Genomic DNA, 23946 nt, shown 5'->3' with positions numbered 1-23946 from the left:
ATCCTCGCCCGTCGAGAGCATGCCCGAGAGACCAAGAGCCCGAGAGCCCGAGAGTGGATCAGCTGTGGACGCAACACCGTACGTGACCATCGTCCTGCCCTGTTACAACGAGCAGGACCACGTCATCGCCGAGGTCGAGCGCATCTGTGAGGCGATGGACCACAGCGGATACACCTACGAGCTCGTGGCGGTCGACGACTTCTCCACGGACGAGACCCTGGCCAGGCTCGAAGAGGCCGCGCCGAGGTTTCCGAACATGCGGATCAGGGCCTTCCACCGCAACGGCGGCTCCGGCACGGTGCGCAGGATCGGCACCCAGGAGGCGCGCGGCGAGATCGTCGTGTGGACCGACGCCGACATGACCTACCCGAACGAGCGCATCCCCGAGCTCGTCCAGATCCTGGAGAAGGACACGACGATCGACCAGGTCGTGGGCGCGCGGACCAGCGAGGAGGGCTCCCACAAGTTACTGCGGGTCCCGGCCAAGTGGTTCATCCGCAAGGTGGCCGAACGGCTGGCCGGGCAGAAGATCCCCGATCTCAACAGCGGGCTGCGGGCGTTCCGCAAGTCGGTGGCCAAGCCCTACCTGCGGCTGCTGCCGCCCGGTTTCTCCTGCGTCACCACGATCACGCTGTCGTTCCTGTCGAATCAGCACGACGTCTACTACCTGCCGATCGGCTACAGCAAGCGGGCCGGCAAGTCGAAGTTCAGCTTCGTCTCCGACGCCTACCGCTACATCCTGCAGGTGCTGCGGATGGTCATGTACTTCAACCCGCTCAAGGTTCTCATGCCGCCCGCGCTCTGGCTGATCGGCATCGGCCTGGTCAAGGGCGTCGTCGACATCGTCCGCTACGGGTTCTACCTGACCAGCAACACCATCGTGATCTTCATCTCCGGTCTGCTCATCGGCTCGCTGGCGCTGCTGGCCGACCTCATCGTGCGTTCCAGGAGCGAGTAGATGCGGATCGCCGTCGTCGGGCCGACGTACCCATACAAGGGCGGCGGCGCCGCGCACACCACAGAGCTGGCCCACCGGCTGAAAGCGGCCGGGCACGACGTGGTGATCGAGTCGTGGCGGGCGCAGTACCCCTCCTTCCTGTATCCGGGACAGCAGACCGTCGACACCCCCGACGGCGAGCCGTTCCCGCACGTCCGGCACGACCTCGACTGGCGCCGCCCGGACGGCTGGGTCCGCGCGGGGAGGCGGCTGCGCGACGCCGACCTGGTGGTTCTCGCCGTCCTCAGCCCGGTGCAGGTCCCGCCCTACCTGGGCATCCTTTCCGGCCTGGGCCGCAGAACCAGGGTCGTGGCGCTCTGCCACAACGTCCTGCCGCACGAGCGCAAGCCGTACGACACGCCGCTGATGAAGGCGCTGCTGCGCAGGGTGGACGCGGTGCTCGTGCACTCCGAGCGGCAGGCGGAGAAGGCACGTGAGCTGGCCGCCGCACCCGTGCGAGTGGCCGAGATGGCCCCGCACCTGCCGTCCTCGACGGGGAGCCCGGCCGAGGGCGTGCACGACCGGCTGCTGTTCTTCGGCCTCGTCCGCCCGTACAAGGGGCTTGACCTGCTGCTGCACGCGCTGCCCGAGGGCGTGTCACTGCGGGTGGCGGGGGAGTTCTGGGGCGGCCTGGAGGAGACGACGAGGGCACTGGTCGCCGAGCTGGGACTGGCCGGACGGGTGGAGCTGCGGCCAGGCTACGTGGCGGCGGCGGACGTGCCGGGGTTGTTCGCGGACGTGGACGCGCTGGTCCTGCCCTACCGGAGCGGGACGGCCAGCCAGCAGGTGTGGCTCGGCCACGAGCACGGGGTGCCGGTGATCGCCAGCCGGGCGGGCACGCTCGGCGACCACGTCACCGACGGGGTGGACGGGCTGCTGGTCGAGCCGGGTTCGGCGGAGGAGTTGCGCGCGGCGCTGGCCGCGTTCTACCGCCCCGGCGAGCCCGAGCGGCTCCGCGCCGGGGTCAAGGCGGTCGACCCCGAGCCGTACTGGACCTCCTACGTGGAAGCACTGGTCTCGCGCTGAGCCGGGACCCGTGCGGGGGGTCTCAGGCGTTGCCCTCTCGTGCCGTCACGGGCTCGGGGCCTGTTTCCCGGACGGATTCCCGTGTTTCCCGGACGGATTCCCGTGTTTCCCGGACGGATTCCCGTGTTTCCCGGACGGATTCCCGTGTTTCCCGGACGGATTCCCGTGTTTCCCGGACGGATTCCCGTGTTTCCCGGACGGATTCCCGTGTTTCCCGGACGGATTCCCGTGTTTCCCGGACGGATTCCCGTGTTTCCCGGACGGACCCCCCTGCTTCCCGGACGGATTCCTGTATTTTCCGGATGGGCTCCCCTGGGGGGCCGGAGACCCTGCCCCACAGGAAGCCGATCCCGGCCCAGCTCACGTCGGCGAGGGTGAACATCACCCTGGACACCACCGCGGCCACCAGAGCGCTGGGGGAGTCGAGCACCGGTGCCAGGGCGAGCACCATCGCCCCCTCGCGGACGCCGATCCCGGCGGGGACGACCACCGTGAGGATGCCCGTCGCCCAGGCCAGCGCGTACGCGCCTGTCGCCACCAGGTAGCGGGAGTCGCCAAAGGCGCCCAGGTCGGCCATGGGGAGCAGCAGGTGGGGGCCGTAGGTCAGCCAGCCTGCCACGGTGAGGGCGACCGCGGTGAGCACGGCGCGGCCGCTGAGCAACCGGCCCGGCCCGAGCGGTTCCTGGCGGGCGATCCGCATGGCCAGGTTGAGTCCGAAGGTGAGCACTCCGGGGTGCAGGCAGACGGCGATGACGGGGATCAGCGCCAGCAGGTACCACGCCTGGGGCATGGTCTCGCGCAGGGTCACCGCGGCCACGACAAGGGCGCAGCCCAGGGAGACCAGCACCGAGAGGGTGATGGCGCCGAACATGCGCCGGGGCGGGACGCGGTGGTCGCGGCCGAGTTCGATCATCGCGGCGTACGCCCAGACGCTGCCCGGCACGTACTTGCCGAGCTGGCCGATGAAGAAGATCCGCGCGGTGATCCCGGGGGGCAGCGGGGAGCCCATTCCGGCCAGCAGCGCCCGCCAGGCCAGCATCATGAGACAGATCCCGGCCATCACCGACAGGTAGGAACCGGCGAGCGACCACCATGACAGCCGGGAGATCGCGGCCGCCGTCTCCTCGCCGTTCCTGAGCAGTCCGTAGCCCAGGAAACCCACCGCGACCAGCGCGAGCAGCACGCGGAGGAGGCGGCTTGACCGCAGTCGGCTGAGCATCCGCCCAGGGTACGACGCTCTCCTTACTCGACGGTAGGGGCACGGGTCACCGGTACTCTTGGGCGGCGTGGTGGAGCGCCCGAGGGCGTCGCGCGCAGCCGGGAGCGGCACGTCGTCCGGCACCATCCGGAAGGGAGATACATGACCCTCCGGAAGGGAAGTCCCGGTATCACGCGAAAGGGAAGAGGAGCGGTGAGCGAGTGATGAGCGCCGAGCGGGTCGCGCAGCTTGAGTACTCCGAGTTCCAGGCGGCGATGCTGGACGAGGAGAAGCGCCGCAGGAAGGCCGCGAAGATCGTCGCGGTGCTCGGGCACTTCCTCGGCAGGGACGAAGGCGTCCTCGCCGGTCTGACGGTCGCCGACATCGGCTGCTCGGCGGGGTTCATCGCCGACGAGCTGGCCGCGGCGGGGGCGAGCCGGACGTTCGGCGTCGACATCGACGTGCCGGGCCTGCGCAGGGCGGCTCAGCGGTTCGGCGAGCGGGTCGAGTTCGTGTGCGCGGACGGCACCGCGCTGCCCTTCCCCGACGGCTCGATCGACGTGCTGGTCTTCAACCACATCTACGAGCACGTGGTCGACCCGGACGCGATCATGGCCGAGATGCGCCGGGTGCTCTCCGACGACGGTGTCCTCTATCTGGGGCTGGGCAACAGGCTCGGCGTGATGGAGCCGCACTACAAGCTGCCGTTCCTGTCATATCTGCCGCCCGCGGCGGCCGACCGCTATGTGCGGCTCTTCGGCCGGGCGGACAACTACTACGAGCGTTACCGCACCCGCCGCGGCCTGCGCAGGATGGTGCGCGGCCTACGGGTGTGGGACTACACCTTCCCCGTGCTCGCCACCCCGGCGGCGTTCGCGGGCGACGAGCTCTTCGGCGGCGTGGCGGGGCGGGTGGCCGGTGGCGTGCTGTCGCGGCTGCCCCGCCCGGTGCTGCGTGCCCTGCTGCCCGTGGTGCCCACCTACCTGTGGGTGGCGACCGGGGGCGACCGCCGCCCGGCCGGGCGGTCGCTGCCGCAGCCGCCCGAGCCGGTACGTCCTCTGTGAGCCCGCTGGAGCCCGAGGTGAGTCTTCCGTGACCGAGGACGACGCGACGGAGGCCGGAGAAGGCACGTCCCCGGTGGGTGGCGCCACCCGCACGTCCTCCGTGAGGCGGCTGGCGCGCGTCGCCTTCCTGCTCCTCGCCCTCGGGTTCGGCGCGTGGGTGGTGGTGGGCCAGTGGGACGACATCCGCGCGGGGTTCGCCCGGCTGTCCGGAGTGTCGCTCATGCTGTCACTGGTCGCGGTGCTCGCCGCGCTGTGCGGCGGGATGATGACGTGGCGGGCGCTGCTGGCCGATCTGGGCTCGCCGCTGCCGCTGCGCGCGGGGGCGCGGGTCTTCTTCGTGGGCCAGCTGGGCAAGTACATCCCCGGTTCGCTCTGGCCGGTGATCGCTCAGATGGAGATGGGGCGGGAGCTGGGCGTTCCCCGGTCGCGCAGCGCGGCGGCGTTCTTCCTGACGCTGCCGGTGCAGCTCGGCAGCGGGCTGGTGGTCTCGGGGGTGACGCTGCTGGCGGCCCGGCCGGGGGCGGCCGCGCCGTACGCGTGGGTCTTCCTGCTGATCCCCGTGCTCGCGGTGGCCTTCGAGCCGAGGGTGGTCAACGCGGTCCTCGGGTTCGGGCTTCGCAAGCTGGGGCGCGAGCCGCTGGAGCGCCCCCTCAGCCGCCGTGGCATGCTCACCGCGCTGGGCTGGGCACTGGGTGGCTGGATCGCGTACGGGCTGCACCTGGCGGCGATCGTCCACGACCTCGGACCCTCCGGGTTCTCCGCGGTCCTGTTCTCCGTCGGCGCGTTCGCCCTGTCGTGGTGCCTGGGGATCATGACGTTCGTCGTCCCCGCAGGGGCGGGTGTGCGGGAGGTGGCCATGGTGGCCGTCCTGGCGCCGGTCCTGGATCAGGGATCGGCCATAGCGGCGGCGCTCTGCTCCCGGATCGTGATCATTTTTGGCGATCTCGTCTGCGCGGGTTTCGCGGGTCTGGCCGCGCGCCGCGCCACGGTTTCCAAGAAGGACCACGCTTCGGGAAAAGCCGTGTGATTTCCTCCATGATTTCGGAGACTCTGGCAATAGAGTGAACGGAAGAAGGGGACGGCCGTCCCATGTGAATCATGAGGGGAGCGATCCTTCTTGACGCCGAGAGTGCTCGTCGACGCGGCCGCGGTTCCGGCCGATCGCGGTGCGCTGATCAGGTACGTCGATGGGCTCGTCGCCGCGTTGGACAGGGCGGGCGCTGATCTCGTGATCGTCTGCCAGCGCGCCGACGCCGCCCGATATGCCGGACTGGCGCCCTCCGCGCGGATCGTGCCGGGGCCTCATGAGATCACCAACAGGGCCGCCCGCCTGACGTGGGAGCAGACGGGGCTGCCGTTCCTCGCCAGGAAGGTCGCCGCCCAGGTCATTCACGCCCCCTACTACTCGATCCCGCTGAACTCGGGCCTGCCGACCGTGGCGACGGTGCACGACCTCACCTGCTTCACCGAGCCCCTGCAGCACGACGCGGTCAAGGCGGCGTTCTTCCGCGCGGCGACCCGCACGGCGGTCCGGCACGCCAGCCGGGTGATCGTGCCCTCCAAGGCGACCAGGGACGAGCTGATCAGGCTGCTCTCGGCCGACCCGACCCGCATCGACGTCGCCTATCACGGTGTCGACCCGGCGCTGTTCCATCCGCCGTCCGAGCGCGAGGTCAAGCACGCCTCCGACCGGCTCGGCCTGCACGGCACCCCCTACGTGGCCTTCCTCGGCCCGTTGGAGCCCCGCAAGAACGTGCCGAACCTGATCCGTGGCTTCGTGCGCGCCGTCGAGGACGCCTCCTCCCCGCCCGCCCTGGTGCTCGCCGGGGGCGTCCGCGACGTCGAGGTGGACGCCGCGGTGGAGCAGGTCCCCTCGATGGTACGGGTGCTCCGTCCCGGCTTCCTCTCCTTCGCCGACCTGTGCGGTTTCCTCGGAGGAGCGGTGGTCGCGGCCTTTCCCTCGCGGGGTGAGGGCTTCGGGCTTCCGGTGCTTGAGGCCATGGCCTGCGGCGCGCCGGTGCTCACCACGCACCGCACCTCGCTGCCGGAGGTGGGTGGCGACGCGGTCGCCTACACTGAGCCGGACGCCGACAGCATCGCCGCGGCGCTGCGCACGCTGCTCTCCTCACCCGAGCGCAGGGACCTGCTGTCCGCGGCGGGCATCGCCCGTGCCAAGGAGTTCACCTGGGACGCCTCGGCCGAGGCGCACATGCTCTCTTACCAACGTGCGGCCGAGTAGTGAGTTAACCTCGCGGAATGATGGAGACCCCTTTGCCGGATCTGGAGGCGATTCTCCTTGTCGGTGGACGAGGGACGCGCCTGCGTCCGATGACGCTCGACACCCCGAAACCGTTGCTGCCCACGGCGGGAGTCCCCTTCCTCTCCCACCAACTCGCCCGCGCCAGGGCCTTCGGCGTGCGGCGCATCGTGTTCGCCACCTCCTACCGCGCGGAGATGTTCTCCGAGGCGTTCGGGAACGGTGAGGCGTTCGGCCTCGAACTCGAATACATGACGGAGGAGGTCCCGCTCGGCACCGGCGGGGCCATCCGCAATGCCGCCAAGGCGCTGACCTGCGGCCCGGACGATCCGGTGCTGGTGCTCAACGGCGACATCCTGTCCGGTCACGACATCGGCGACCAGATCGCGACGCACGTCTCGCGGGGGGCGGCCCTCACCCTGCACCTGACCGAGGTGGACGACCCCTCGCGATTCGGCTGCGTGCCGACCGACGACGACGGGAGGGTGACCGCCTTCCTGGAGAAGACCCCGAACCCGGTCACCAACCGGATCAACGCCGGATGCTACGTCTTCACCCGTTCGGTGATCGACACGATCCCGGAGGGGCAGGTCGTCTCGGTCGAGCGCGAGACCTTCCCCGGCCTGATCGAGGACGGCGCCCTGGTGCTCGGCTACGCCGACGCGTCCTACTGGCTCGACGTGGGCACGCCCGCCGCCTTCGTGAAGGGCTCCCGCGACCTGGTCCTCGGCCGGCTCGTCTCACCCGCGCTGCCAGGTCCCACCGGCGACTTCCTCGCCCTGCCCGGTGCCATGATCTCGCCCGAGGCCGAGGTCTCCGGAGGTTCCGTGATCGGCGCCCGCGCGATCGTGGAGTCGGGGGCGCAGGTCACCGGCAGCGTGCTCGGAGACGACTGCATCGTGCACTCGGGGGCGGTCGTGGTCGACTCGGTGGTCGGCATCGGCGCGCGCGTCGATTGTGGAGCGGTCCTGCGAGACGTGGTCGTCGGCGACGGCGCCGTGGTCGGCCCCGGAAACGAACTGCTCGCGGGCAGCCGGGTCTGGCCCGGTGTCGTGCTCCCCGAGTCCGCGATCCGCTTCTCCAGCGACATCTGACCTCACCGCGGCACGGCCGGCTCCTTCCGCCGCACCCGCCGTACGGTGTACGGCGGGCCGGTCGCGTTCTGACACGGATTCGCACCCGGTGGGTTGACGTGCTCGTTCTTCGCAGTGCTCACTTTTCGTCGTGCTCGCTCTTCGCTGTGTTTGTTCTTCGTCGTGCTCGCTCTTCGTCGTGCTCGCTCTTCGCCGGGGCCGGGTCAGCCGGCTGCCGGAGTCGGGCGGTGTGCGGCCACCCGCTCGCGGGCCGCGGGCACCCGCGCGTGGCCGGCGGTCGTGTCGAGCATCCCCTCGTCGGGGGAGGGTTCCCGGTGATGCCAGTCGAGGCTGTCGCGTGTGTCGGCGCCCACCAGCGGGGCGAGGATGGCGACGGCGACGAGGGCGAGAAGAAACCAGATCATTTTCGGCTCCTGAGGGTGGGATCCGAGGCGGGGTGCCCCGGAGAGAGGCCGGGGGCTCCTGCGGATGCGGGGGTTCCGGCTGATGCATCCAATTTATGTATATGCAAGCATTTATGTCCATCGAGATCTGCTTGACCGAACTGTTTAGCAGATCTGAATCGTTGGGCCACGGCAGGGCACCCGCTGCTCCGTGCGCCGCCGCCGCGCCGTACTGTGCCGTCATGAGCGCCAACCCCACCGACAACGCGATGCGCCGGGCTCTGGCTAGGGCCCGCGACGGCAAAGCTCTCGATGTCGCCGAGGTCACAACCCTGTTGCACGCCCGGGACACGCATCTACAGACCCTCCTCGATCACGCCGGGAGGGTCAGGGACGCGGGCCTGGAGGCGGTCGGGCGGCAAGGGATCATCACCTACAGCCGCAAGGTCTTCATCCCCCTGACGAGGCTCTGCCGGGACCGCTGCGGATACTGCACGTTCGCCACCGCCCCGCACAAGCTGGAGAGCATGTTCCTGAGCCCCGACGAGGTGCTGGAGATCGCCAGGCAGGGCGCGGCCATCGGGTGCAAGGAGGCCCTGTTCACCCTGGGGGACCGGCCGGAGGACCGCTGGCACCAGGCCCGCGAGTGGCTGGACGCGCACGGCTACGACGACACGCTCTCCTACGTCCGTGCGATGGCCGTGCGGGTGCTTGAGGAGACAGGGCTGCTGCCGCACCTGAATCCGGGCGCCATGACCTGGCAGGACCTGCAGCGCCTCAAGCCGGTCGCGCCCTCCATGGGCATGATGCTGGAGACGACCTCGCGGCGGCTCTTCGAGGAGAAGGGGCAGCCGCACTACGGCTCGCCCGACAAGGACCCCGCCGTGCGGCTGCGCGTGCTGGAGGACGCCGGGCGGACGAACGTGCCGTTCACCAGCGGCATCCTCATCGGCATCGGGGAGACGGTCGCCGACCGCGCCGAGTCGCTGTTCGCGCTGCGCAGGGTGGCGCGCGAGTACGGTGGCATCCAGGAGATCATCGTCCAGAACTTCCGCGCCAAGCCGGACACCGCGATGCGCGGCATGCCCGACGCCGACCTGCAGGAGCTGGCCGCCACCATCGCGGTGACCCGGCTGGTGCTGGGGCCGAAGATGAGGGTGCAGGCCCCGCCGAACCTGGTCGACTCCGAGTACGAGCTGATGATCAGGGCGGGCATCGACGACTGGGGCGGTGTCTCGCCGCTGACGCCCGACCACGTCAACCCCGAGCGTCCCTGGCCGCAGATCGACGACCTCGCCGCCCGCACCGCCGCCGCCGGGTTCACGCTGCGCGAGCGGCTGACCATCTATCCCGAGTTCGTGCTGGCGGGGGAGCCCTGGCTCGACCCCAGGCTCAACGCGCACGTGGCCGCCCTGGCGGACCCCGACACCGGCCTCGCCCGCGAGGACGCGGTCGTGACCGGCCGTCCCTGGCAGGAGCCCGACGGGGGCTTCGTCTCCCTGGGCCGCGTCGACCTGCACACGGCGGTCGACACGGAGGGCCGTACCGCCGACCGCCGTGACGACTTCGACCACGTCTACGGAGACTGGGAGGCGCTGAAGGAGCGCCTGCCCGCAGCCGTGGGCGGCGGCGCCGTCAGGGGCGATGTGCGGGAGGCACTGCGGCAGGCCGAAAGCGACCCGGCGGGGCTGAGCGACGCACAGGCGCTCGTCCTCCTCGACCTCGCCGGAGACCCGTCGGGCGCGGGCGCCGACGACGCCGCGCTGGACGAGCTCTGCCGGATCGCCGACGGCCTGCGCAGGGAGGCGGCCGGTGACGACGTCACCTACGTGGTGAACAGGAACATCAACTTCACGAACGTCTGCTACACGGGCTGCCGCTTCTGCGCCTTCGCGCAGCGCCGCACCGACGCCGACGCCTACACCCTCTCGCTGGAGCAGGTCGCCGACCGCGCCGGGGAGGGTTGGCAGGCAGGGGCGACCGAGGTGTGCATGCAGGGCGGCATCCACCCCGACCTGCCCGGCACCGCGTACTTCGACATCGCCAGGGCGGTCAAGGCCAGGGTGCCCGAGATGCACGTCCACGCGTTCTCGCCGATGGAGGTCATCAACGGGGCCAGCCGCACCAACCTGTCCATCAAGGACTGGCTGGTCGCCGCCAGGGAGGCGGGTGTCGACTCGCTGCCGGGCACCGCGGCCGAGATCCTCGACGACGACGTCCGCTGGGTGCTGACCAAGGGCAAGCTGCCCACCGCCGAGTGGGTCGAGGTCATCTCCACCGCGCACCGGGTCGGCATCCCGACGACCTCCACGATGATGTACGGCCACGTGGACAACCACGCGCACTGGGTGCAGCACATCCGGCTGATCCGCCGCATCCAGGAGGAGACCGGTGGGTTCTCCGAGTTCGTGCTGCTGCCGTTCGTCCACCACAGCGCGCCCATCTACCTGGCGGGGATCGCCCGCCCGGGGCCGACGGCGCGGGAGAACCGGGCGGTGCACGCGCTGGCCCGGGTCCTGCTGCACGGCGCGATCGCCAACATCCAGTGCTCCTGGGTGAAGCTCCAGGACGGTCTCTGCCGTGAGGTGCTCCTGGGCGGGGTCAACGACCTCGGCGGCACGCTGATGGAGGAGACGATCAGCAGGATGGCCGGGTCGGAGAACGGCTCCTTCAAGACGATCAGCGAGATCGAGGCCATGGTCGCCCCGACCGGGCGGCCGGTCCGGCAGCGGACCACCTCCTACGGCGTACCGGACGCCGGACGGCTGGCCGCGGCCAGGGCGAGCGACGGGGTCTGCCGGAGCGTCCGCCTCAACGCCCTTCCACTGCTCCCGCTGGAGGCGTCGACAAAAATGTAACGAGTTCTATAGTTGCTTGCCTTCCGTGAGGGGTTCGTTGACACAGTCGTCTTTCTCCTCTAGCGAGAGGTCTCCGCGTGCCCTCCTCCGGTCGACACCGTGTGGCCGTCGGCGCTGAGCGGCGTCGGCGTCAGGTTCTGCTGCGTCTGTCGCCGGCGGTGGTCGCGATGGCGGTCGCCCCGGCGGGAGGCGCCGTCCTGGTGCTCGACCAGGCGGGGGGTTCGTGCTCGACCCGCGACCCGGTGCGCCTCGGCCCGATCACCGAACCCGACGGCGGCCAGGTCATCCGGCGCAGCCGCCTGGAGGAGCTGACCCAGACCCTGCGCGCCGACCCGAAGGAGCCCGGCGCCCAGAGGAGATCATCGACGTCTTCCTCTCCGCCCTGGCCCGCCGCCTCTGTCACCCCACCTGTGCCAAGGCCCCGTAACCAGCTGTCGCCGGGTGGCGGACGGTTGCTCCGGCCGGAGGTCTGGATCGTTCCGGCGAGGAGATCGGAGAGGGTGCCTGGAGTTTCGGTAGTCATTGACTTACTCTTGGTGACGAAATCCTGCTTCTCTTCAGGTAGGAGTACATCGGTCAACGACCCTGGCCCAAAGGCCAGGGCTTGAGGTGCCACACCGCGCACTGATAGCCCCGCGTTGACCAGCCCAAGTCGATCGTCTTGAAGGAGGTGCATTCGATTGACTACGTTTCACGTAGGTCAGCAGACCCACCAGTCCGTGCTTCCTCAGCGGGCTGCTCTGGAATCCGCGTCAGCAGACACGCCCGAGGGTGGGCACGAAACGGGACGCGGACACCGCTTCAGCGCGGTAACCGGCGTGGAACCTGGGCGAGGGGAGACCACGGCAGACGGCACCCGTCTGCCGCGGCGTCACCCTGAAGACACTGCGGTGTCCGAGGGAGCGAACCGTGAGGTTCACCCGGTCGTGTTCGTCCTGGACGCCCGCGGCCACCCGCTCGACCCCTGCCACCCCGCCCGCGCCCGCCGTCTGCTGGCGGCCGGTAGGGCGGTGGTGGTCCGCCACACCCCGTTCGTCATCCGGCTGCGCGACCGCGTGGCCGCCGACTCCACCGGCGACCTGGTCCGCGCGACCGTCCCGACCGGCAAGAAGGCCGGAGTCCACACCGGACGGGTCGCGGTCCGCACCACCGGAAGCTTCAACATCACCACCCGGCACGGCACCGTGCAGGGCATCGGCCACCGCCACGTCCGCCTGCTCCAACGAGCCGATGGCTACGGCTACACCACCCATCCGGAAGCGCGGCACCGTGCCGCGTTTCCTCCCCCGCCTGAAGGCGGGGGTATCCACGCTGGAGGTATCTGATGGAAAGTGCCGACGGTCGGATCATGGCGCTCATCGTGATCGCAATGATCGTGTTCGCCGTCTCACAGCTCTGACAGCCCCCGTATGCCGGCAGTGATGAGGACCCTGCTTCCCCCCGGTAGGAGTGCGACGTGGACAGCTCGAACGGCCGGATCCTGACCCTTGTCGTAGTGGCCGCGATCGTGTTCGCCGTCGGACGGCTTTTCCAGCGGACGATGGACACCTGGGCGGGATGGGGCAACGCGATCAAAGCGGCCGCCGAGGCCGCATCGAAGATCCCTGACGCCAAGTCGGCGGCCTGGAAGGCGGTCCGCCGCATGATCGGGGTTGGCCTGATAGCACTGATCGTGCTCGCGGCGGCCGTGAACGTGATCCGCTACGGCTGAGCCGCCGAATCCCAGGTTGGGCCCCGGAGCCTTGCGGTGACCGGAACCGGTGTCGGCTCCTGTGATGGCCGGGCGCCTGGTCGCACCGACAAGGCCCCTGATCGCTCCCCCTCTTCGCGCTGCGCGGCATGGGGGATCGGTGTCGCGGGAATGCGCCTGTGAGCGGGGAGAAGTGGAGCCCTCGGTAGGGCGTGGTCGATCGGGTGTGACCGTCCTGTGGGAAGGAGCCCTACCGAGGGGGTCTCAACCGGTCTTGCTCGCCAGGCGCGGCGCGGGCTGGAGGTCGTGAAGACGGACGATCAACTGGGTGGCGAGGACCCTGCGCAGCAGGGCGGTCTCGTCCAGGCCGACGAAGACGTTGTGCCGTTCTGTGTGAATCGCCGTTCTGTCGGGGCCGGGACGGAAGACGTCGGCCAGGATTGCGGCGGGCTCGCTGCGGGCCACCGTGGCGACGGCGGAGGACTTGCGGAGTTGCGGGCAGGTGGCGAGCGCCTCGGGAATGCAGTCCCGGCAGGTCGCGGGGGCGCTGGTGTAGCCGCTGCCCTCAACCCCTCGGATCGCGCGGAATGCGGTGGCGGTGATGATCCAGGGGATACGCCCGGTCTCCGGGTCGGTCGCCTCCTGGCCGCAGAGCTGGCAGAGGGCGCGTTCCATGCATCGCCACTGGCGGGCGGTGTTGAGCATCCGCCACAGCGGTGCACCCTGACGGTTGTCCAGAATGCGAGCGCGCAGCACCCCGTTGTCGGCCCGGTCTCCAGGGCGTGGGGTGACGTAGGTGAGTCGTGGAGTGGTGAACGGCCTGCGTACGAACAGCAGGGGGTGTGGCAGCGCCTCGTCGGCATGTGCGATGACGTACGGGACGCGAAGCCGCGTCGTCACCTCGTTCTTTCCTCCAGGCGAGCCGTCAGAGGCTGCCTCGCCCGGCCCGCTCTTTCCCCGGACCTGCTCGTGAGGGCCGGTCGCACCGGTCATGGCCTTCCTTCGGGATGGGCCGACAGGATCAGCTGCGCCACCTTCTCGGGCCGCTCCCTCCTGATGTTCCGGAGACCGGGAACGTTGGGAAGGGACACCAGATAGCCGCCGGGACGCGGCCCTATGGTCACCGACGCGACCGCTCGCCCACCCTCATCGCAGGCCACCAACTCGGGGGCATACCGGGTGCGCTGTCCCAAGGGCCATGGCTTCCCGCCCTCGGACAGCTTCAAGCCGATCGTGTGCACGGCGTAGGAATGAACTCCCTTCGCCTTCAGCAGCTTCTGCACGACAGCCAGTGCCCTGTCGTGGTTCTCCGCCGTCGCGTCGGTCACGGCGGTTTTTTGATCCGTTCCCCTTGCGGGGACCATTGCTCTTTCCTGTCTGGTGGTCACTTTCCCTGCCCTTTCTGTCCTCCACATTGAGCCGGTGAATTGCGACGTCGTCGCGGGGTTTCAGAACGCCGGCCTCAGTCGGCTTTGATTCTGAATAAGCGCATCGCCGCACCTGTCCTCTATGTCCGATAAACGGCTTACAGGTGCCGCATCGGCAGTAGATTTCGGTGTGGGACGAGACTTATGGCGTCCGCCGATTTCTCGCTTCCCCTTCATAGCTTGCTGCTTGGGGAGTACTTTGTGGGAAAACTCGAAAGGGCAATCGCCCTGCAAGCTGTGCTTTAGATGTCTGACGGATGTGTTGGATGTCGCCGGATACCCCACCGGGAGGTAGCTATGCCTGCACCACGCGAGCTGGACCCAAAGGCGGGGAGAAACGCGGCATTCGGCGTTGAACTGCGGCGCTTGCGTTTAGGGGCGGGCCTGACCCAGGAAGAACTGGGGAACCGGATCGGATATTCGACGAGCCAGGTCGGTTCCGTCGAAGTCGGGAAGCGCGCTCCCACGGAGCCGTTCATTGCGGGGTGCGAGGTGGGCTTCGGGCCGGGGCTGCGGGAAGTGTGGGCCGATCTCTCAAAACACAGGGACGAAGCGCCCAAATGGTTCCGACCCTGGCTGGAGGAGGAAGCGGAGGCGCTGTCGATCACGACATGTCAACCACTGGTCGTCCCGGGACTCCTCCAGACTGCGGCCTACGCACATGCATTGCTGAAGTGCGAGTGTCGCTACAGTGATGATCAGATCGAAGCCCTCGTTGCGGCCCGACTGGCCCGACAGAAGATCTTCACCCGTACCAACCCGCCCCGCTACCTCGTGCTGCTCGACGAGGGTGTCCTGAGTCGCCCCATTGGAGGGCCGAAGGTCATGTGTGAGCAGCTAAAACGACTCCTGGAAGTCGTTGATCTCCCACACATCACCATCCAGATCACGCCACTGGGCGCCAACCCCGGTCTGAGCGGCGGTATCGTCATCGCGCAAGCTCCCAAGGGTCACCGTCACACGGTCTACCTGGAAACTGCTGCGGAGCCCGTCGTGACCAGCAATCCCGAGGTAGTCAATGCGGTTACCATAAAGATGGACATCATCAGGGCGGAATCCCTCCCTCACAGCGCGTCGGTCGAGTTCATCGGGAAGATGGTGGAGAAGTGGACCTCACGGCTGAACTAGAGACGGCGGCCTGGCGCAAGGCAAGGCGCTCGACCGGTAACGGTGGCGACTGCATCGAGGTCGCTCCGCTGTCCCAGGGCCGCGTCGCCATCCGTGACACGGAAGCTCCTGGCCAGGCCCCCTATGTGGTGCGGGGCGAGGTCTGGGCGGCGTTCGTCGACGGTGCCAAGAAGGGCGAATTCGACTTCTAAGCCTCCCCAAGCTGAGAAGACCCCCGGCTGTGCGGCCGGGGGTCTTCGTTTTGGATCACACAGCCGTGTCTGTCGTACGACAGACACGGCCGACACCTGGCATGCCCCACTGCTCGCCCCTAGCGTCGGTGGAGATCCGTTCCCCACACGGAGATCTGTTCGCCGGCGCCCCATGCGCCGCCTGACGAAGGAGCGCATGACATGTCGAACGGAACTTGCCGCAGATCGTACTGGTCATCACGTCGGCGGAGGACGTCACCGCCAATCTGGTCATCGAAGCGCTGAACGAGCGCCAAGCGTACGTCGCCCGCGTCGATCCCGCCGATGTCGGCCCCGAGCTGATGTTCAGCGCCTACATCAATAGCCATCGCCCGGAGTGGATCGGTCGGCTCCGTTCGCCGAGTCGTGACATCGCGCTGGAGGACGTCGGGGCGGTGTATTACCGCCGCCCCAGCTCTTGGCGTTTCGAGAGCCTGGAAAAGCCGGCTCGGGATTTCGCCGTGACGGAGGCCAGACATGGGCTGGGCGGGCTGCTGGCGAGCCTGCCGAACTGTCGCTACGTCAACCATCCCGCCAATATCGGAAGGGCTGATTTCAAAGTCACGCAGCTACAGGTGGCTACCAGGCTGGGGCTGCGGGTGCCCCCGACGGTGGTATCGAAGAATGCAACCCCAACGGGCAGTGGGGCTGGCTGCCTGATTCCGATGCGATGGCGGACGCCTTCGCCGATGTACTGCTGGAAGGATGGTGGCCGTGAGCGATACGGCCGCAAAACTTCGCCTCGCACTGGCGGATCATGTGGGTTCTCCCGGCTGGGGGCAGGCGCTGGAAGCGGTGCCGCGAGAGTTGTTCCTGGGCGATGCCGTTTACCGGGCAGATGAGAGCCGTGGTGATCGGTGGATTCCCGTCCGGCGCGCGGAGGTGGGTGTGGACGAGTGGCTCTCCTTGGCCTACACCGACGCCACATGGGTGACGCAGATCGACGGAGTGATGGCCGGGGACGCGACCGGCGTCATGGTGGGACAACCCAGTTCGTCCTCCACCTTCCCGAGCCTGGTCGTACGGATGCTGGAGGCCGCCCAGATCAGCGAGGGCGACACGGTGCTGGAAATCGGTACGGGCACCGGTTACTCAACGTCGTTGATGTGTCAGCGACTCGGCGAGGAGGCCGTCACCTCGATCGAGTACGACCAGGAGGTCGCCGCTCGGGCCAGGAAGGCGATCACCGAGGCCGGGTACGCGCCGACCCTCGTGGTAGGGGATGGACTGCTCGGGTATGGCGAGGACGCCGAATACGACCGGCTGATCGCCACGTGCTCGGTGCGGACCATTCCGTGGGCGTGGATGTGGCAGGTCCGCGAAGGGGGAACCATCACCGCCCCCATGTGGGGTTGGATGGGCGGGGTTGCCTTTGCCCATCTGACCTTGGCTGACGACGGCAGTGCCAGCGGTCGTTTCCTCAAGGACGATCTGTACTTCATGACCGCCCGTTCCCACCTGCCACCGCCACGGCCGCCGGTGACGACCGGTTTCGGAGATGCCCGCAGGAGCAGGATTGACCCGTCGATTCTCAGGGACGACGATACGGCCCTGTGGGTCGCCCAACTCGCAGCCCCGCAGGTTCAGTGCTCCTGGGGTGAGGACAAAACGATCCTGCTGGATGTCAGCACCGGTTCGTGGGCTGACACCACGCCAGATCCCGCAGGCGGGTGGACGGTGCATCAGCACGGGCCGATCAAGCTGTGGGACGAGGCGGAGAAGGCACTCCTGGTCTGGGAGGAGGCCGGGCGTCCGCATCAGTCCGGGTTCGGGCTCACCGTCACCCATGATCGCCAGTACGTCTGGCTGGGCGACCCGGACGGCCCGAGCTGGGACCTGCCCGCGTAGCGGCCGGTTGAGAAGGTTCCGCATTTCCGTATCGCTCGAACGTATCGGGAAGATTTGAGACGGCGACGTGATCTTTGCCTGGAAGGATCCTCTTTCCCTCCGGGCGCCAAAGGAAATCGAATGAGACGGATCACCACCGGTCTTGTCGTGAGCCTCCTCCTGCTCACGCCGCTGCCCGCCCGTGCCGACGCGCCCGATCCGATCAAGGCGCTCCGCGCCCAGGTCGTACCGGGCAGGGGCGTCACCGTCTCCGCGGTCACCCGCATGTTGGCCGACGGCAAGCACCTGTTCACCAGCCGGACCACGCGGGTCGCCGGATTCCGTAAGGGGGGGCTGGTGGAAACGGACGACATCAGCACACTCTCCTCGCCGATCCGCTCTGAGACCCCGGAATTGGACTCTTCCGTCCTCTTCCCGGTGCTGCTCATCAAAGTCGACGGCGCGTACTACACCTCGGGTGGTGATCTGATCGGCACGTTGCCGCTGGGCAAGCAGTGGGTGCGCAGCCGATGGCCCGAGTCCAGTCCCATGGATGTCACGGTCGATCTCTTCGAACCCGGTACGCTGCGGGCGCTGCTCGCCACCGCCTCCTCCGTCGGCCCGCGCGCGGCCAAGGGCACCATCTATGCCTCCAAGATCCCCGGCCGGCCCCTCGGCGGGTGGTTTGGACGCGGGGAGAAGGTCGCCTGGGCGCTCTGGTTCGACGCCAAGGGCAGGGTCACCCGCCTGACCACCACGACCTCTCAGCAGACGAACGACAACTACGAGCTGGGTATCCGTTCCGACCTGCGCTTCACCGGCTGGGGCACCAAGGTGACGATCGAGCCGCCGCCCGAGGACCGGGTCGTCGATGCCGAGGACCTTCCCGAGGAGGAAGGCCTGTTCTGGGAGCCGCCGGTGACGATCGAGGCTCCCCCGAAGGGGAAGTGAGGCCGGGGCCGCAGGGTGAGGCCGACAACGCGGATGCGCCGGGGCGGGTCGTCGGGGCCTGGTCGCGTGACATCGCGGTGGTACTCGCGGTACCACCGCGATGTCACGCGACCTCGGCCGGGTGAGCGGAGGATCCGCCGCGGACCCTAGCGGACGACGACGAAGTCGGACGCCTGCCGGGGGGCGCGGTCGCGGGGTGGGGCGGCGGGGTGGCCGATGGCGACGGCCCCCATCGGGTCCCAGCCGGCGGGCAGGTCGAGGACCTCGCGGACCACGTCGCGGCAGAACATGGTGGAGGACACCCATGCGGAGCCCAGACCCTCCACCGCGAGCTGGATGAGGAAGTTCTGCACCCCCGCGCCGGTCGCGACCACGAACATCTCCCGCTCGGCGGCGTTGCGCCGGTCGTCGCGGTAGGTGTGCGAGCCGTCCATGACCAGGCAGGGCACCGCCAGGTACGGGGCAGCGCGCAGCACGTCGCCCCGCCTGACCCGCCTGGCCACCGACTCCTCGGAGAAGCCGTCGCCGCGCAGGTCGTTGATCCAGGCCTCGCGCATGGCGTCGAGTAGCTTCTCCCGGGCGCCGGCGGACTCCAGCAGGACGAACCGCCACGGAGTCGTGTGGTGCGGGGCGGGCGCGGCGATCGCGGCGTCGACGGCCCTGCGGACCTTGGCGCCGTCCACGGGTTCGGCGGAGAACTCGCGGATGGTTCTGCGGGCGAAGACCACGTCGCGCGAGCCGTACCGGAACATGTCGTCGGCGGACGGGCGGACCAGTTCGCGGATGCCCGGCCCGTCATCCGCGGTGGTGTACTCGGCCAGGCCCCTGATCACCGCCACCGGGGTCTGCGCGACCTTCCCCTTGACCAGGTCTCCGGCAGCGGCGAACTCGTCGGCGACGGCGGTCAGGGTGACCTCGAGCGCGTTGCCGTAGTCGTCGGACATGCCCCGGTAGTCGAGCGCGGGGGTCACCCCGGCGAGGCCGACGGCCATGTCGGTCTGGCCGTTGCGCCAGGGGCGGCCGAAGGTGTCGGAGAGGACCACCCCGACCGAGACGCCGAGCAGTTCCGCGATACGCGCTCTGACGGCCGAGGCGGAGGCGTCCGGGTCGACGGGTAGCAGGACCACCGTGTCCGGCCTGGTGTTGGAGGCGTCGACCCCGGCGGCGGCCATGACGAACCCGTGCGCCGTCTCGGCGATCACGGTGTCGCCCCTGCGGGCGACCACCCGCCTCGTCTCCGCGCCGACGGCCTCGGCGCGGGGCACGCCGTGCAGGACCCGGCCCTCGGCCTTGCTTGAGATCTTGGAGGTGACCACGAGGATGTCGCCGTCACGCAGGTCGGGCAGGGCCGCTGCGATCAGCTCCCCGACGTCGTCGCCCTCGCGGACCTCGGGTATGCCTGGAACGGCGAAGATCTCCACCTTGACGTCGGCGGAATTCCGCCGTCCGCGCCCGACGCGGCTCATCGCGAACCCTCCCCGTGTGCGGAGGAGGACGCGAGCCGCGCGGCCATGTCCAGGGCGGCGCGGGCGATGGCGGCGGCGGCCTCGACGTCGTGCATGATCAGCGGGCGGGCCTCGACGTCGACGTCGGCGAGGGTCACCCCGGCATCCTCCTCCGCGACCAGCCAGCCGTTCACCAGTGGCGACCCGTACAGCTCCAGGACCGCTTGCGCGGTGGTCTGCACGCCGATCGCGGCCAGGCAGGCGTCGGCCATGCCGTGGACGGGGGCGCCGCCGACGATGGGGGAGACACCGACGACCGTCTTGCGCTCAAGGGCCTCGCGGATGCCCTTGATCTGCAGAATCGTGCCGATGCTGACGACCGGGTTGGACGGCGGGAGGATGACCGCGTCGGCGGCGGCGATGGCCTCAAGCACGCCGGGCGCCGGGGTGGCGTCGTCCGCGCCGACCAGGATGATCTGCTCGGCGGGAACCGAGGCGCGCAGCCGCACCCACCACTCCTGGAAGTGGACGGCGCGGCGGCCCCGCTCGTCGGTGACGACCACGTGGGTCTCGGTCCGGTCGTCGCTCATCGGGATCAGGCGCACGCCCGGCTGCCAGCGCTCGCACAGTGCCTCGGTGACCGCCGACAGCGGATATCCGGCGTCGAGCATCTGGGTACGTACGATGTGGGTGGCGAAGTCGCGGTCGCCGAGGCCGAACCACTGCGGCTCGACGCCGTAGGCGGCCAGCTCCTCCTTGACGACGTGCGATTCCTGCCGCCGCCCCCAGCCCTGTTCCTCGTCGATACCGCCGCCCAGGGTGTACATCACGGTGTCGAGGTCGGGGCAGACCCGCAGGCCGTAGAGACTGATGTCGTCACCTGTGTTGCCGATGACGGTGATCTCGGAGTCGGGGGCAGCGGTGAGGAGACCCCGCAGGAAGCGGGCGCCACCGATTCCGCCGGCGAGGGACACGATGCGCATGCCGTTCAGTGTTCCATTAGGTCATCACGGATGTCGGCGGGGTGCCGGGAAAGAGGCGGCGCAGTCTTTTCATGATCGTTATGATGGTCGTCCGCGCTGGCGGAATCGCCTAACCCGATGTCCGAATTATGGATGTATAAGGTGCAATGGAGCACTTATGAGGTTGGTGGGCTTCCTGGGACTACCAACCTCAAAGTCAGCCATGTGCAAAACTGACCCGGGTTTACCTAAAGACCCTATGGGGGTAGTTGTGATCAATGTCGAGGCGGGCCGGCTCCGAGAACCGGCGGCGTGGCTCATGGTAGCCGTTGCCTCCGCGAGCGTTCTCGTCGGCATCGAACGCCTGCTGTTCGGTGGATCGTCCTTCGCCGCGCGCGCGGCGGGCTACCTGGGTCAGCTCACCTCGCCGGTCGCCGCCGCGCTGCTCGTCGGCGCCGTGCTGCTGGCCACCCACCTCGGTCCGGTGATCGAGCGGCTGAAGCCGATGGCCCTCGTGGCGGCCGGCACGCTCGTGCTCTCCGTGCTCTTCGGCGTGATCGGCCTGCTCACCGCGCTGTTCGGTGGTGCGACGGACCTCCGAGAGAAGATCGAACTCCTCCTCGTCCACCTGCCCGCCCTCGCGCTGACCGCGGTCGCACTGCTCTACGTGCTGCCGAAGGCGGTCCCCGCCGGTTCGCGCGCCGGGTCCCTCCGCGCCGAGGACGGCTTCGGCCGCTCCCCTGAGCCTTCCAGGGAGCAGGGGTACGCCTACCAGCCGCCCGTCCCCGGACAGGGGCCGGTTTCCTTCCAGGAGCATCCGCAGGGGCAGGGCGCGTACCCCCAGGGCCAGATGGCGCAGCAGGGCGTTCACCACCCGCAGGATCAGGCTCTGCGGGGCGGCCACGGCTACCCGCAGGGCCAGATGGCGCAGCAGGGCGTTCACCACCCGCAGGACCAGGCTTCGCAGGGCGGCCACGGCTACCCGCAGGGCCAGATGGCGCAGCAGGGCGTTCACCACCCGCAGGACCAGGCTTCGCAGGGCGGCCACGGCTACCCGCAGGAGGCGCCGCCCGTCCAGAACCCGCAGCCCCGGCACAACCTCCCCGCGCTTCCGCCCGCGCCCGCGCACGGCTCCGCCGGAGTCCCCGAGGGGTACGGGCAGCAGGCGGCCTCCTACGCGCCGCCCACGCCGCAGGCGGGCGACGGGCACCCCCAGGCGCCGCCCTACACGCCGCCCGCCGAGAGCCAGCCCTACGCTCCCCCGCCTGGCGCCTACGCGCCGTCACCTCAGCAGCCGGAGCCGCAGGGGCAGGGTTACGCGCAGCCCGTGCCGCAGGCACCGCAGCCCGCCTCCCCGACCGCCGCGCAGCCCGGGGGCTACACCCCGAGCCCGTACGTCGCGGCCGATGTCCAGCCCCCGGTCCCGGCCAAGCCGTACGAGCCGCCGGACGTCGCCTACGACCCACCGGCCGCTGCCTATGACCCGCCGGTCTACGCCGCTCACGTGGAGCAGCAGCCCCAGACGGAATCCCGACTGCCGAGCTATCCGCAGTTCCCCGACTCTCCGGCGTACGGGCAGCCCGAGCCGCAGGGCTTCGGCCGGCAGCCCGATTCCCCGGCGTACGGTCAGGAGCCGCAGGGCTTCGGCCGGGAGGCCGACTCTCCGGCGTACGGTCAGGAGTCGCAGCCGGCGAGTTCCGGGCGGCACTCCAGCCCGAGGCTGCCGAGCTATCCGCAGTTCCCCGACTCCCCGGCGTACGGGCAGCCCGAGCCGCAGGGCTTCGGCCGGCAGCCCGACTCCTCGGCGTACGGCCTCCGCTCGGAGCAGCGGCAGCCGGACTACGGACAGGCCGATCTTCCCGCGTACGGGCAGTCCGAGCCGCATGATTTCGGCCGGCAGGCCGACTCTCCGGCATACGGTCAGGAGCCGCAGCCGGCGAACTCGGGCTGGCACTCGGAGCCGCAGATGCCGGGCTACCAGCAGTCTGAGCCGCCGGGCTACCAGCAGTCTGAGCCGCCGGGCTACCAGCAGTCTGAGCCGCCGGGCTACCAGCAGTCTGAGCCGCCGGGCTACCAGCAGTCTGAGCCGCCGGGCTACCAGCAGTCCGAGCCGCTGAGTTACCAGCGGCCTGAGCCACAGGGCTTCGGGCAGCAGGACTCGCAGCCGCCCGGTTACGGTCACCAGTCCGAGCAGCAGGCCCCCGTGCCCTACCCGCCGGCCGACGGCCGGCAGAGCCCGGCGTTCGACGGCCAGCCGCCGCAGTCCTTCCCGCAGCCTCCGGAGAACTACGGTCAGCCGTTCAGCGGTTACCCCGGCGCGGAGTTCGGCCGGTCGGCCGAGCCGGACCCGCAGTATCCCGCGCCCGACCCGGTGGACCTCAGGTCACAGCAGATGGCTCAGGCCTACCAGCAGGCGGAGAGCTACCAGCAGCAGGCCCAGGGCACCGAGCCGCAGATTCGCGTCCCCGAGTACGGCTCCTCCGGCTACGACGGCCCGTTCGGGCATCCGCAGCAGGCACCCCAGGTCCCCGCTCCGCAGAACCTTCAGGCTCCACAGAACCTCCAGGCTCCACAGAACCTCCAGGCCCCGCAGGCCCCGTACCAGCCGCAGGGCGGCGGGCACCAGTGGGACCCGCGGTCGGAGGCGACGCTCAGGTTCGACCCGAGTGCCTACTCCGGAGACCCGCTGAGCGACCCCGCGCTCCCCGTCAGGACGTGGGACTCGCAGCCGATAGACCCCACGGCGATCTACAAGCCCGAACAACGCCCAGGTCAGGGCATGGATGAGGAAAGCCCGGATAGAGAGAGGGTGGGCCCCGGTCAGGATCAGAACATGTCCTGGTACGGTTCCGACCGCCGAGAGCACTGAGCCCCTGGCGATCGAGGCGATCACCTGGTGCAATTGCCGTCGTGGCAGGCACACGACCCACAACCGGGGAGAGCAGGTCTTTCCCCGGATACCAGCATGCCGCTTGACGCCACACCGGGCACGCGCGTGTAATTACACACGTGTTGTTACGCCTTTCTCTGGGTGGGTAAGGGGGAGGCGTTCATAGGGGGGCTCCATTTGCGGGCGTGCGGCAGGGAGGTGTGCAGTGGCCGACCTGGTCATCGCACAGGAGAGCATCGCTGAAGAGCAGCTTGGCTGGCAGGAGCGCGCCTTGTGCGCGCAGACCGACCCGGAGGCGTTCTTCCCGGAGAAGGGAGGCTCCACCCGCGAGGCCAAGAAGGTTTGCCGCTCCTGCGAGGTGCGTGCCGAGTGTCTTGAGTACGCGCTGGAACACGACGAGCGGTTTGGAATCTGGGGTGGACTGTCGGAACGGGAACGACGGCGGATCAAGCGTGAGGCGGTCTGAGTCGTCCGGGAAACGGATGGCTGGAAGGCTTGGGCGCTTCGAGGTCCGGGCGG

The 23946-nt window shown here is 69.3% G+C and carries 22 protein-coding genes and 1 pseudogene; 16 read left to right on the top strand and 7 right to left on the bottom strand.

Annotated features, from left to right (window positions below; genetic code table 11):
- Window positions 1-19 precede the first annotated feature (19 nt).
- Together OIE13_RS24690 and OIE13_RS24685 are read left to right on the top strand one after the other, a co-directional pair.
- The gene (locus OIE13_RS24690) at window positions 20-958 is read left to right on the top strand and encodes a glycosyltransferase family 2 protein (RefSeq protein WP_326636081.1); all 939 of its coding nucleotides are present in this window, start codon (window positions 20-22) and stop codon (window positions 956-958) included.
- The gene (locus OIE13_RS24685) at window positions 959-2023 is read left to right on the top strand and encodes a glycosyltransferase family 4 protein (protein ID WP_326636082.1); all 1065 of its coding nucleotides are present in this window, start codon (window positions 959-961) and stop codon (window positions 2021-2023) included.
- 22 nt (window positions 2024-2045) lie between these two features.
- Here the strand turns inward: OIE13_RS24685 and OIE13_RS24680 are convergent, their stop codons facing one another.
- Window positions 2046-3242 (bottom strand): lysylphosphatidylglycerol synthase transmembrane domain-containing protein, encoded by a 1197-nt coding sequence (locus tag OIE13_RS24680; RefSeq protein WP_326828815.1) that lies wholly within the window; start codon window positions 3240-3242, stop codon window positions 2046-2048.
- 203 nt (window positions 3243-3445) lie between these two features.
- On the opposite strand from OIE13_RS24680, the gene OIE13_RS24675 reads away from it, so the two are divergent.
- The 4 genes from OIE13_RS24675 (at window position 3446) to OIE13_RS24660 (ending at window position 7636) form a co-directional block, all read left to right on the top strand.
- Complete coding sequence (locus OIE13_RS24675; RefSeq protein WP_326636085.1) at window positions 3446-4285, top strand: class I SAM-dependent methyltransferase; 840 nt, start codon at window positions 3446-3448, stop codon at window positions 4283-4285.
- 28 nt (window positions 4286-4313) lie between these two features.
- The gene (locus OIE13_RS24670) at window positions 4314-5312 is read left to right on the top strand and encodes a lysylphosphatidylglycerol synthase transmembrane domain-containing protein (protein WP_326636088.1); all 999 of its coding nucleotides are present in this window, start codon (window positions 4314-4316) and stop codon (window positions 5310-5312) included.
- 90 nt (window positions 5313-5402) lie between these two features.
- Window positions 5403-6524 (top strand): glycosyltransferase family 4 protein, encoded by a 1122-nt coding sequence (locus OIE13_RS24665; protein ID WP_326636090.1) that lies wholly within the window; start codon window positions 5403-5405, stop codon window positions 6522-6524.
- A gap of 17 nt (window positions 6525-6541) precedes the next feature.
- Window positions 6542-7636 carry an NDP-sugar synthase gene (locus OIE13_RS24660; RefSeq protein WP_326636092.1) on the top strand — a complete coding sequence of 365 codons (1095 nt, stop codon included), beginning with the start codon at window positions 6542-6544 and terminating at the stop codon, window positions 7634-7636.
- A gap of 203 nt (window positions 7637-7839) precedes the next feature.
- Here the strand turns inward: OIE13_RS24660 and OIE13_RS24655 are convergent, their stop codons facing one another.
- Entirely contained in the window at window positions 7840-8040 is a 201-nt protein-coding gene (locus tag OIE13_RS24655) for a hypothetical protein (protein ID WP_326636094.1), read from the bottom strand.
- A gap of 221 nt (window positions 8041-8261) precedes the next feature.
- On the opposite strand from OIE13_RS24655, the gene OIE13_RS24650 reads away from it, so the two are divergent.
- Complete coding sequence (locus tag OIE13_RS24650) at window positions 8262-10877, top strand: bifunctional FO biosynthesis protein CofGH (protein ID WP_326636096.1); 2616 nt, start codon at window positions 8262-8264, stop codon at window positions 10875-10877.
- 130 nt (window positions 10878-11007) lie between these two features.
- On the opposite strand, the gene OIE13_RS24645 is transcribed toward OIE13_RS24650, so the two are convergent.
- On the bottom strand, window positions 11008-11400 hold the full coding sequence (locus OIE13_RS24645) for a hypothetical protein (protein WP_326636098.1): 393 nt from the start codon (window positions 11398-11400) through the stop codon (window positions 11008-11010).
- Window positions 11401-11767: 367 nt separating this feature from the next.
- Here OIE13_RS24645 and OIE13_RS24640 point away from each other — a divergent pair, with 367 nt between their 5' ends.
- Both OIE13_RS24640 and OIE13_RS24635 read left to right on the top strand, forming a co-directional pair.
- Entirely contained in the window at window positions 11768-12202 is a 435-nt protein-coding gene (locus OIE13_RS24640) for an RRXRR domain-containing protein (RefSeq protein WP_326636100.1), read from the top strand.
- A 131-nt stretch (window positions 12203-12333) separates the two neighbouring features.
- Entirely contained in the window at window positions 12334-12588 is a 255-nt protein-coding gene (locus tag OIE13_RS24635) for a hypothetical protein (RefSeq protein WP_326636102.1), read from the top strand.
- 243 nt (window positions 12589-12831) lie between these two features.
- Here the strand turns inward: OIE13_RS24635 and OIE13_RS24630 are convergent, their stop codons facing one another.
- Both OIE13_RS24630 and OIE13_RS24625 read right to left on the bottom strand, forming a co-directional pair.
- The gene (locus tag OIE13_RS24630) at window positions 12832-13560 is read right to left on the bottom strand and encodes a hypothetical protein (protein WP_326636104.1); all 729 of its coding nucleotides are present in this window, start codon (window positions 13558-13560) and stop codon (window positions 12832-12834) included.
- Window positions 13557-13895: a hypothetical protein gene (locus tag OIE13_RS24625; RefSeq protein WP_326636106.1), complete on the bottom strand. Its 339-nt coding sequence runs from the start codon at window positions 13893-13895 to the stop codon at window positions 13557-13559. The genes OIE13_RS24630 and OIE13_RS24625 overlap by 4 nt, the downstream gene beginning before the upstream one ends.
- Window positions 13896-14291: 396 nt before the next feature.
- On the opposite strand from OIE13_RS24625, the gene OIE13_RS24620 reads away from it, so the two are divergent.
- The 5 genes and pseudogenes from OIE13_RS24620 to OIE13_RS24600 all read left to right on the top strand — a co-directional run bounded on the left by OIE13_RS24620 (window position 14292) and on the right by OIE13_RS24600 (window position 18130).
- Complete coding sequence (locus OIE13_RS24620; RefSeq protein WP_326636108.1) at window positions 14292-15122, top strand: helix-turn-helix domain-containing protein; 831 nt, start codon at window positions 14292-14294, stop codon at window positions 15120-15122.
- Entirely contained in the window at window positions 15101-15313 is a 213-nt protein-coding gene (locus OIE13_RS24615) for a DUF397 domain-containing protein (RefSeq protein ID WP_326636110.1), read from the top strand. The genes OIE13_RS24620 and OIE13_RS24615 overlap by 22 nt, the downstream gene beginning before the upstream one ends.
- Before the next feature lie 215 nt (window positions 15314-15528).
- Window positions 15529-15879: pseudogene (locus OIE13_RS36800) on the top strand (MvdC/MvdD family ATP grasp protein); the annotation flags it as partial.
- 178 nt (window positions 15880-16057) lie between these two features.
- Window positions 16058-17200: an ATP-grasp peptide maturase system methyltransferase gene (tgmC, locus tag OIE13_RS24605; protein WP_442815997.1), complete on the top strand. Its 1143-nt coding sequence runs from the start codon at window positions 16058-16060 to the stop codon at window positions 17198-17200.
- Between the two features lie 120 nt (window positions 17201-17320).
- Window positions 17321-18130: a hypothetical protein gene (locus tag OIE13_RS24600; RefSeq protein ID WP_326636121.1), complete on the top strand. Its 810-nt coding sequence runs from the start codon at window positions 17321-17323 to the stop codon at window positions 18128-18130.
- 146 nt (window positions 18131-18276) lie between these two features.
- Here the strand turns inward: OIE13_RS24600 and OIE13_RS24595 are convergent, their stop codons facing one another.
- Together OIE13_RS24595 and cofD are read right to left on the bottom strand one after the other, a co-directional pair.
- Window positions 18277-19596 carry a coenzyme F420-0:L-glutamate ligase gene (locus OIE13_RS24595; RefSeq protein WP_326636123.1) on the bottom strand — a complete coding sequence of 440 codons (1320 nt, stop codon included), beginning with the start codon at window positions 19594-19596 and terminating at the stop codon, window positions 18277-18279.
- Window positions 19593-20558: a 2-phospho-L-lactate transferase gene (cofD, locus tag OIE13_RS24590; protein WP_326636124.1), complete on the bottom strand. Its 966-nt coding sequence runs from the start codon at window positions 20556-20558 to the stop codon at window positions 19593-19595. The genes OIE13_RS24595 and cofD overlap by 4 nt, the downstream gene beginning before the upstream one ends.
- Window positions 20559-20856: 298 nt before the next feature.
- Here cofD and OIE13_RS24585 point away from each other — a divergent pair, with 298 nt between their 5' ends.
- A complete protein-coding gene (locus OIE13_RS24585) occupies window positions 20857-23406 on the top strand; it encodes a hypothetical protein (protein ID WP_326828813.1) in 2550 nt (849 codons plus the stop codon).
- 226 nt (window positions 23407-23632) lie between these two features.
- Window positions 23633-23893 (top strand): WhiB family transcriptional regulator, encoded by a 261-nt coding sequence (locus OIE13_RS24580; RefSeq protein WP_037969494.1) that lies wholly within the window; start codon window positions 23633-23635, stop codon window positions 23891-23893.
- Window positions 23894-23946 lie beyond the last annotated feature (53 nt).

This window comes from Streptosporangium sp. NBC_01810, assembly GCF_035917355.1.
Taxonomy (GTDB): Bacteria; Actinomycetota; Actinomycetes; order Streptosporangiales; family Streptosporangiaceae; genus Streptosporangium.
This window is presented reverse-complemented; position numbering and strand designations above follow the sequence as displayed.

Bases quoted from the DNA above. Each gene is read 5' to 3' on its own strand.
- OIE13_RS24600 (WP_326636121.1), top strand. From the start codon at position 17,321: ATGAGACGGATCACCACCGGTCTTGTCGTGAGCCTCCTCCTGCTCACG.
- OIE13_RS24660 (WP_326636092.1), top strand. From the start codon at position 6,542: ATGATGGAGACCCCTTTGCCGGATCTGGAGGCGATTCTCCTTGTCGGT.
- OIE13_RS24620 (WP_326636108.1), top strand. From the start codon at position 14,292: ATGCCTGCACCACGCGAGCTGGACCCAAAGGCGGGGAGAAACGCGGCA.
- OIE13_RS24645 (WP_326636098.1), bottom strand. From the start codon at position 11,400: ATGACTACCGAAACTCCAGGCACCCTCTCCGATCTCCTCGCCGGAACG.
- OIE13_RS24690 (WP_326636081.1), top strand. From the start codon at position 20: ATGCCCGAGAGACCAAGAGCCCGAGAGCCCGAGAGTGGATCAGCTGTG.
- OIE13_RS24630 (WP_326636104.1), bottom strand. From the start codon at position 13,560: ATGACCGGTGCGACCGGCCCTCACGAGCAGGTCCGGGGAAAGAGCGGG.
- OIE13_RS24685 (WP_326636082.1), top strand. From the start codon at position 959: ATGCGGATCGCCGTCGTCGGGCCGACGTACCCATACAAGGGCGGCGGC.
- OIE13_RS24655 (WP_326636094.1), bottom strand. From the start codon at position 8,040: ATGATCTGGTTTCTTCTCGCCCTCGTCGCCGTCGCCATCCTCGCCCCG.
- tgmC (WP_442815997.1), top strand. From the start codon at position 16,058: ATGGTGGCCGTGAGCGATACGGCCGCAAAACTTCGCCTCGCACTGGCG.
- OIE13_RS24675 (WP_326636085.1), top strand. From the start codon at position 3,446: ATGAGCGCCGAGCGGGTCGCGCAGCTTGAGTACTCCGAGTTCCAGGCG.
- OIE13_RS24680 (WP_326828815.1), bottom strand. From the start codon at position 3,242: ATGCTCAGCCGACTGCGGTCAAGCCGCCTCCTCCGCGTGCTGCTCGCG.
- cofD (WP_326636124.1), bottom strand. From the start codon at position 20,558: ATGCGCATCGTGTCCCTCGCCGGCGGAATCGGTGGCGCCCGCTTCCTG.
- OIE13_RS24650 (WP_326636096.1), top strand. From the start codon at position 8,262: ATGAGCGCCAACCCCACCGACAACGCGATGCGCCGGGCTCTGGCTAGG.
- OIE13_RS24595 (WP_326636123.1), bottom strand. From the start codon at position 19,596: ATGAGCCGCGTCGGGCGCGGACGGCGGAATTCCGCCGACGTCAAGGTG.
- OIE13_RS24585 (WP_326828813.1), top strand. From the start codon at position 20,857: ATGGTAGCCGTTGCCTCCGCGAGCGTTCTCGTCGGCATCGAACGCCTG.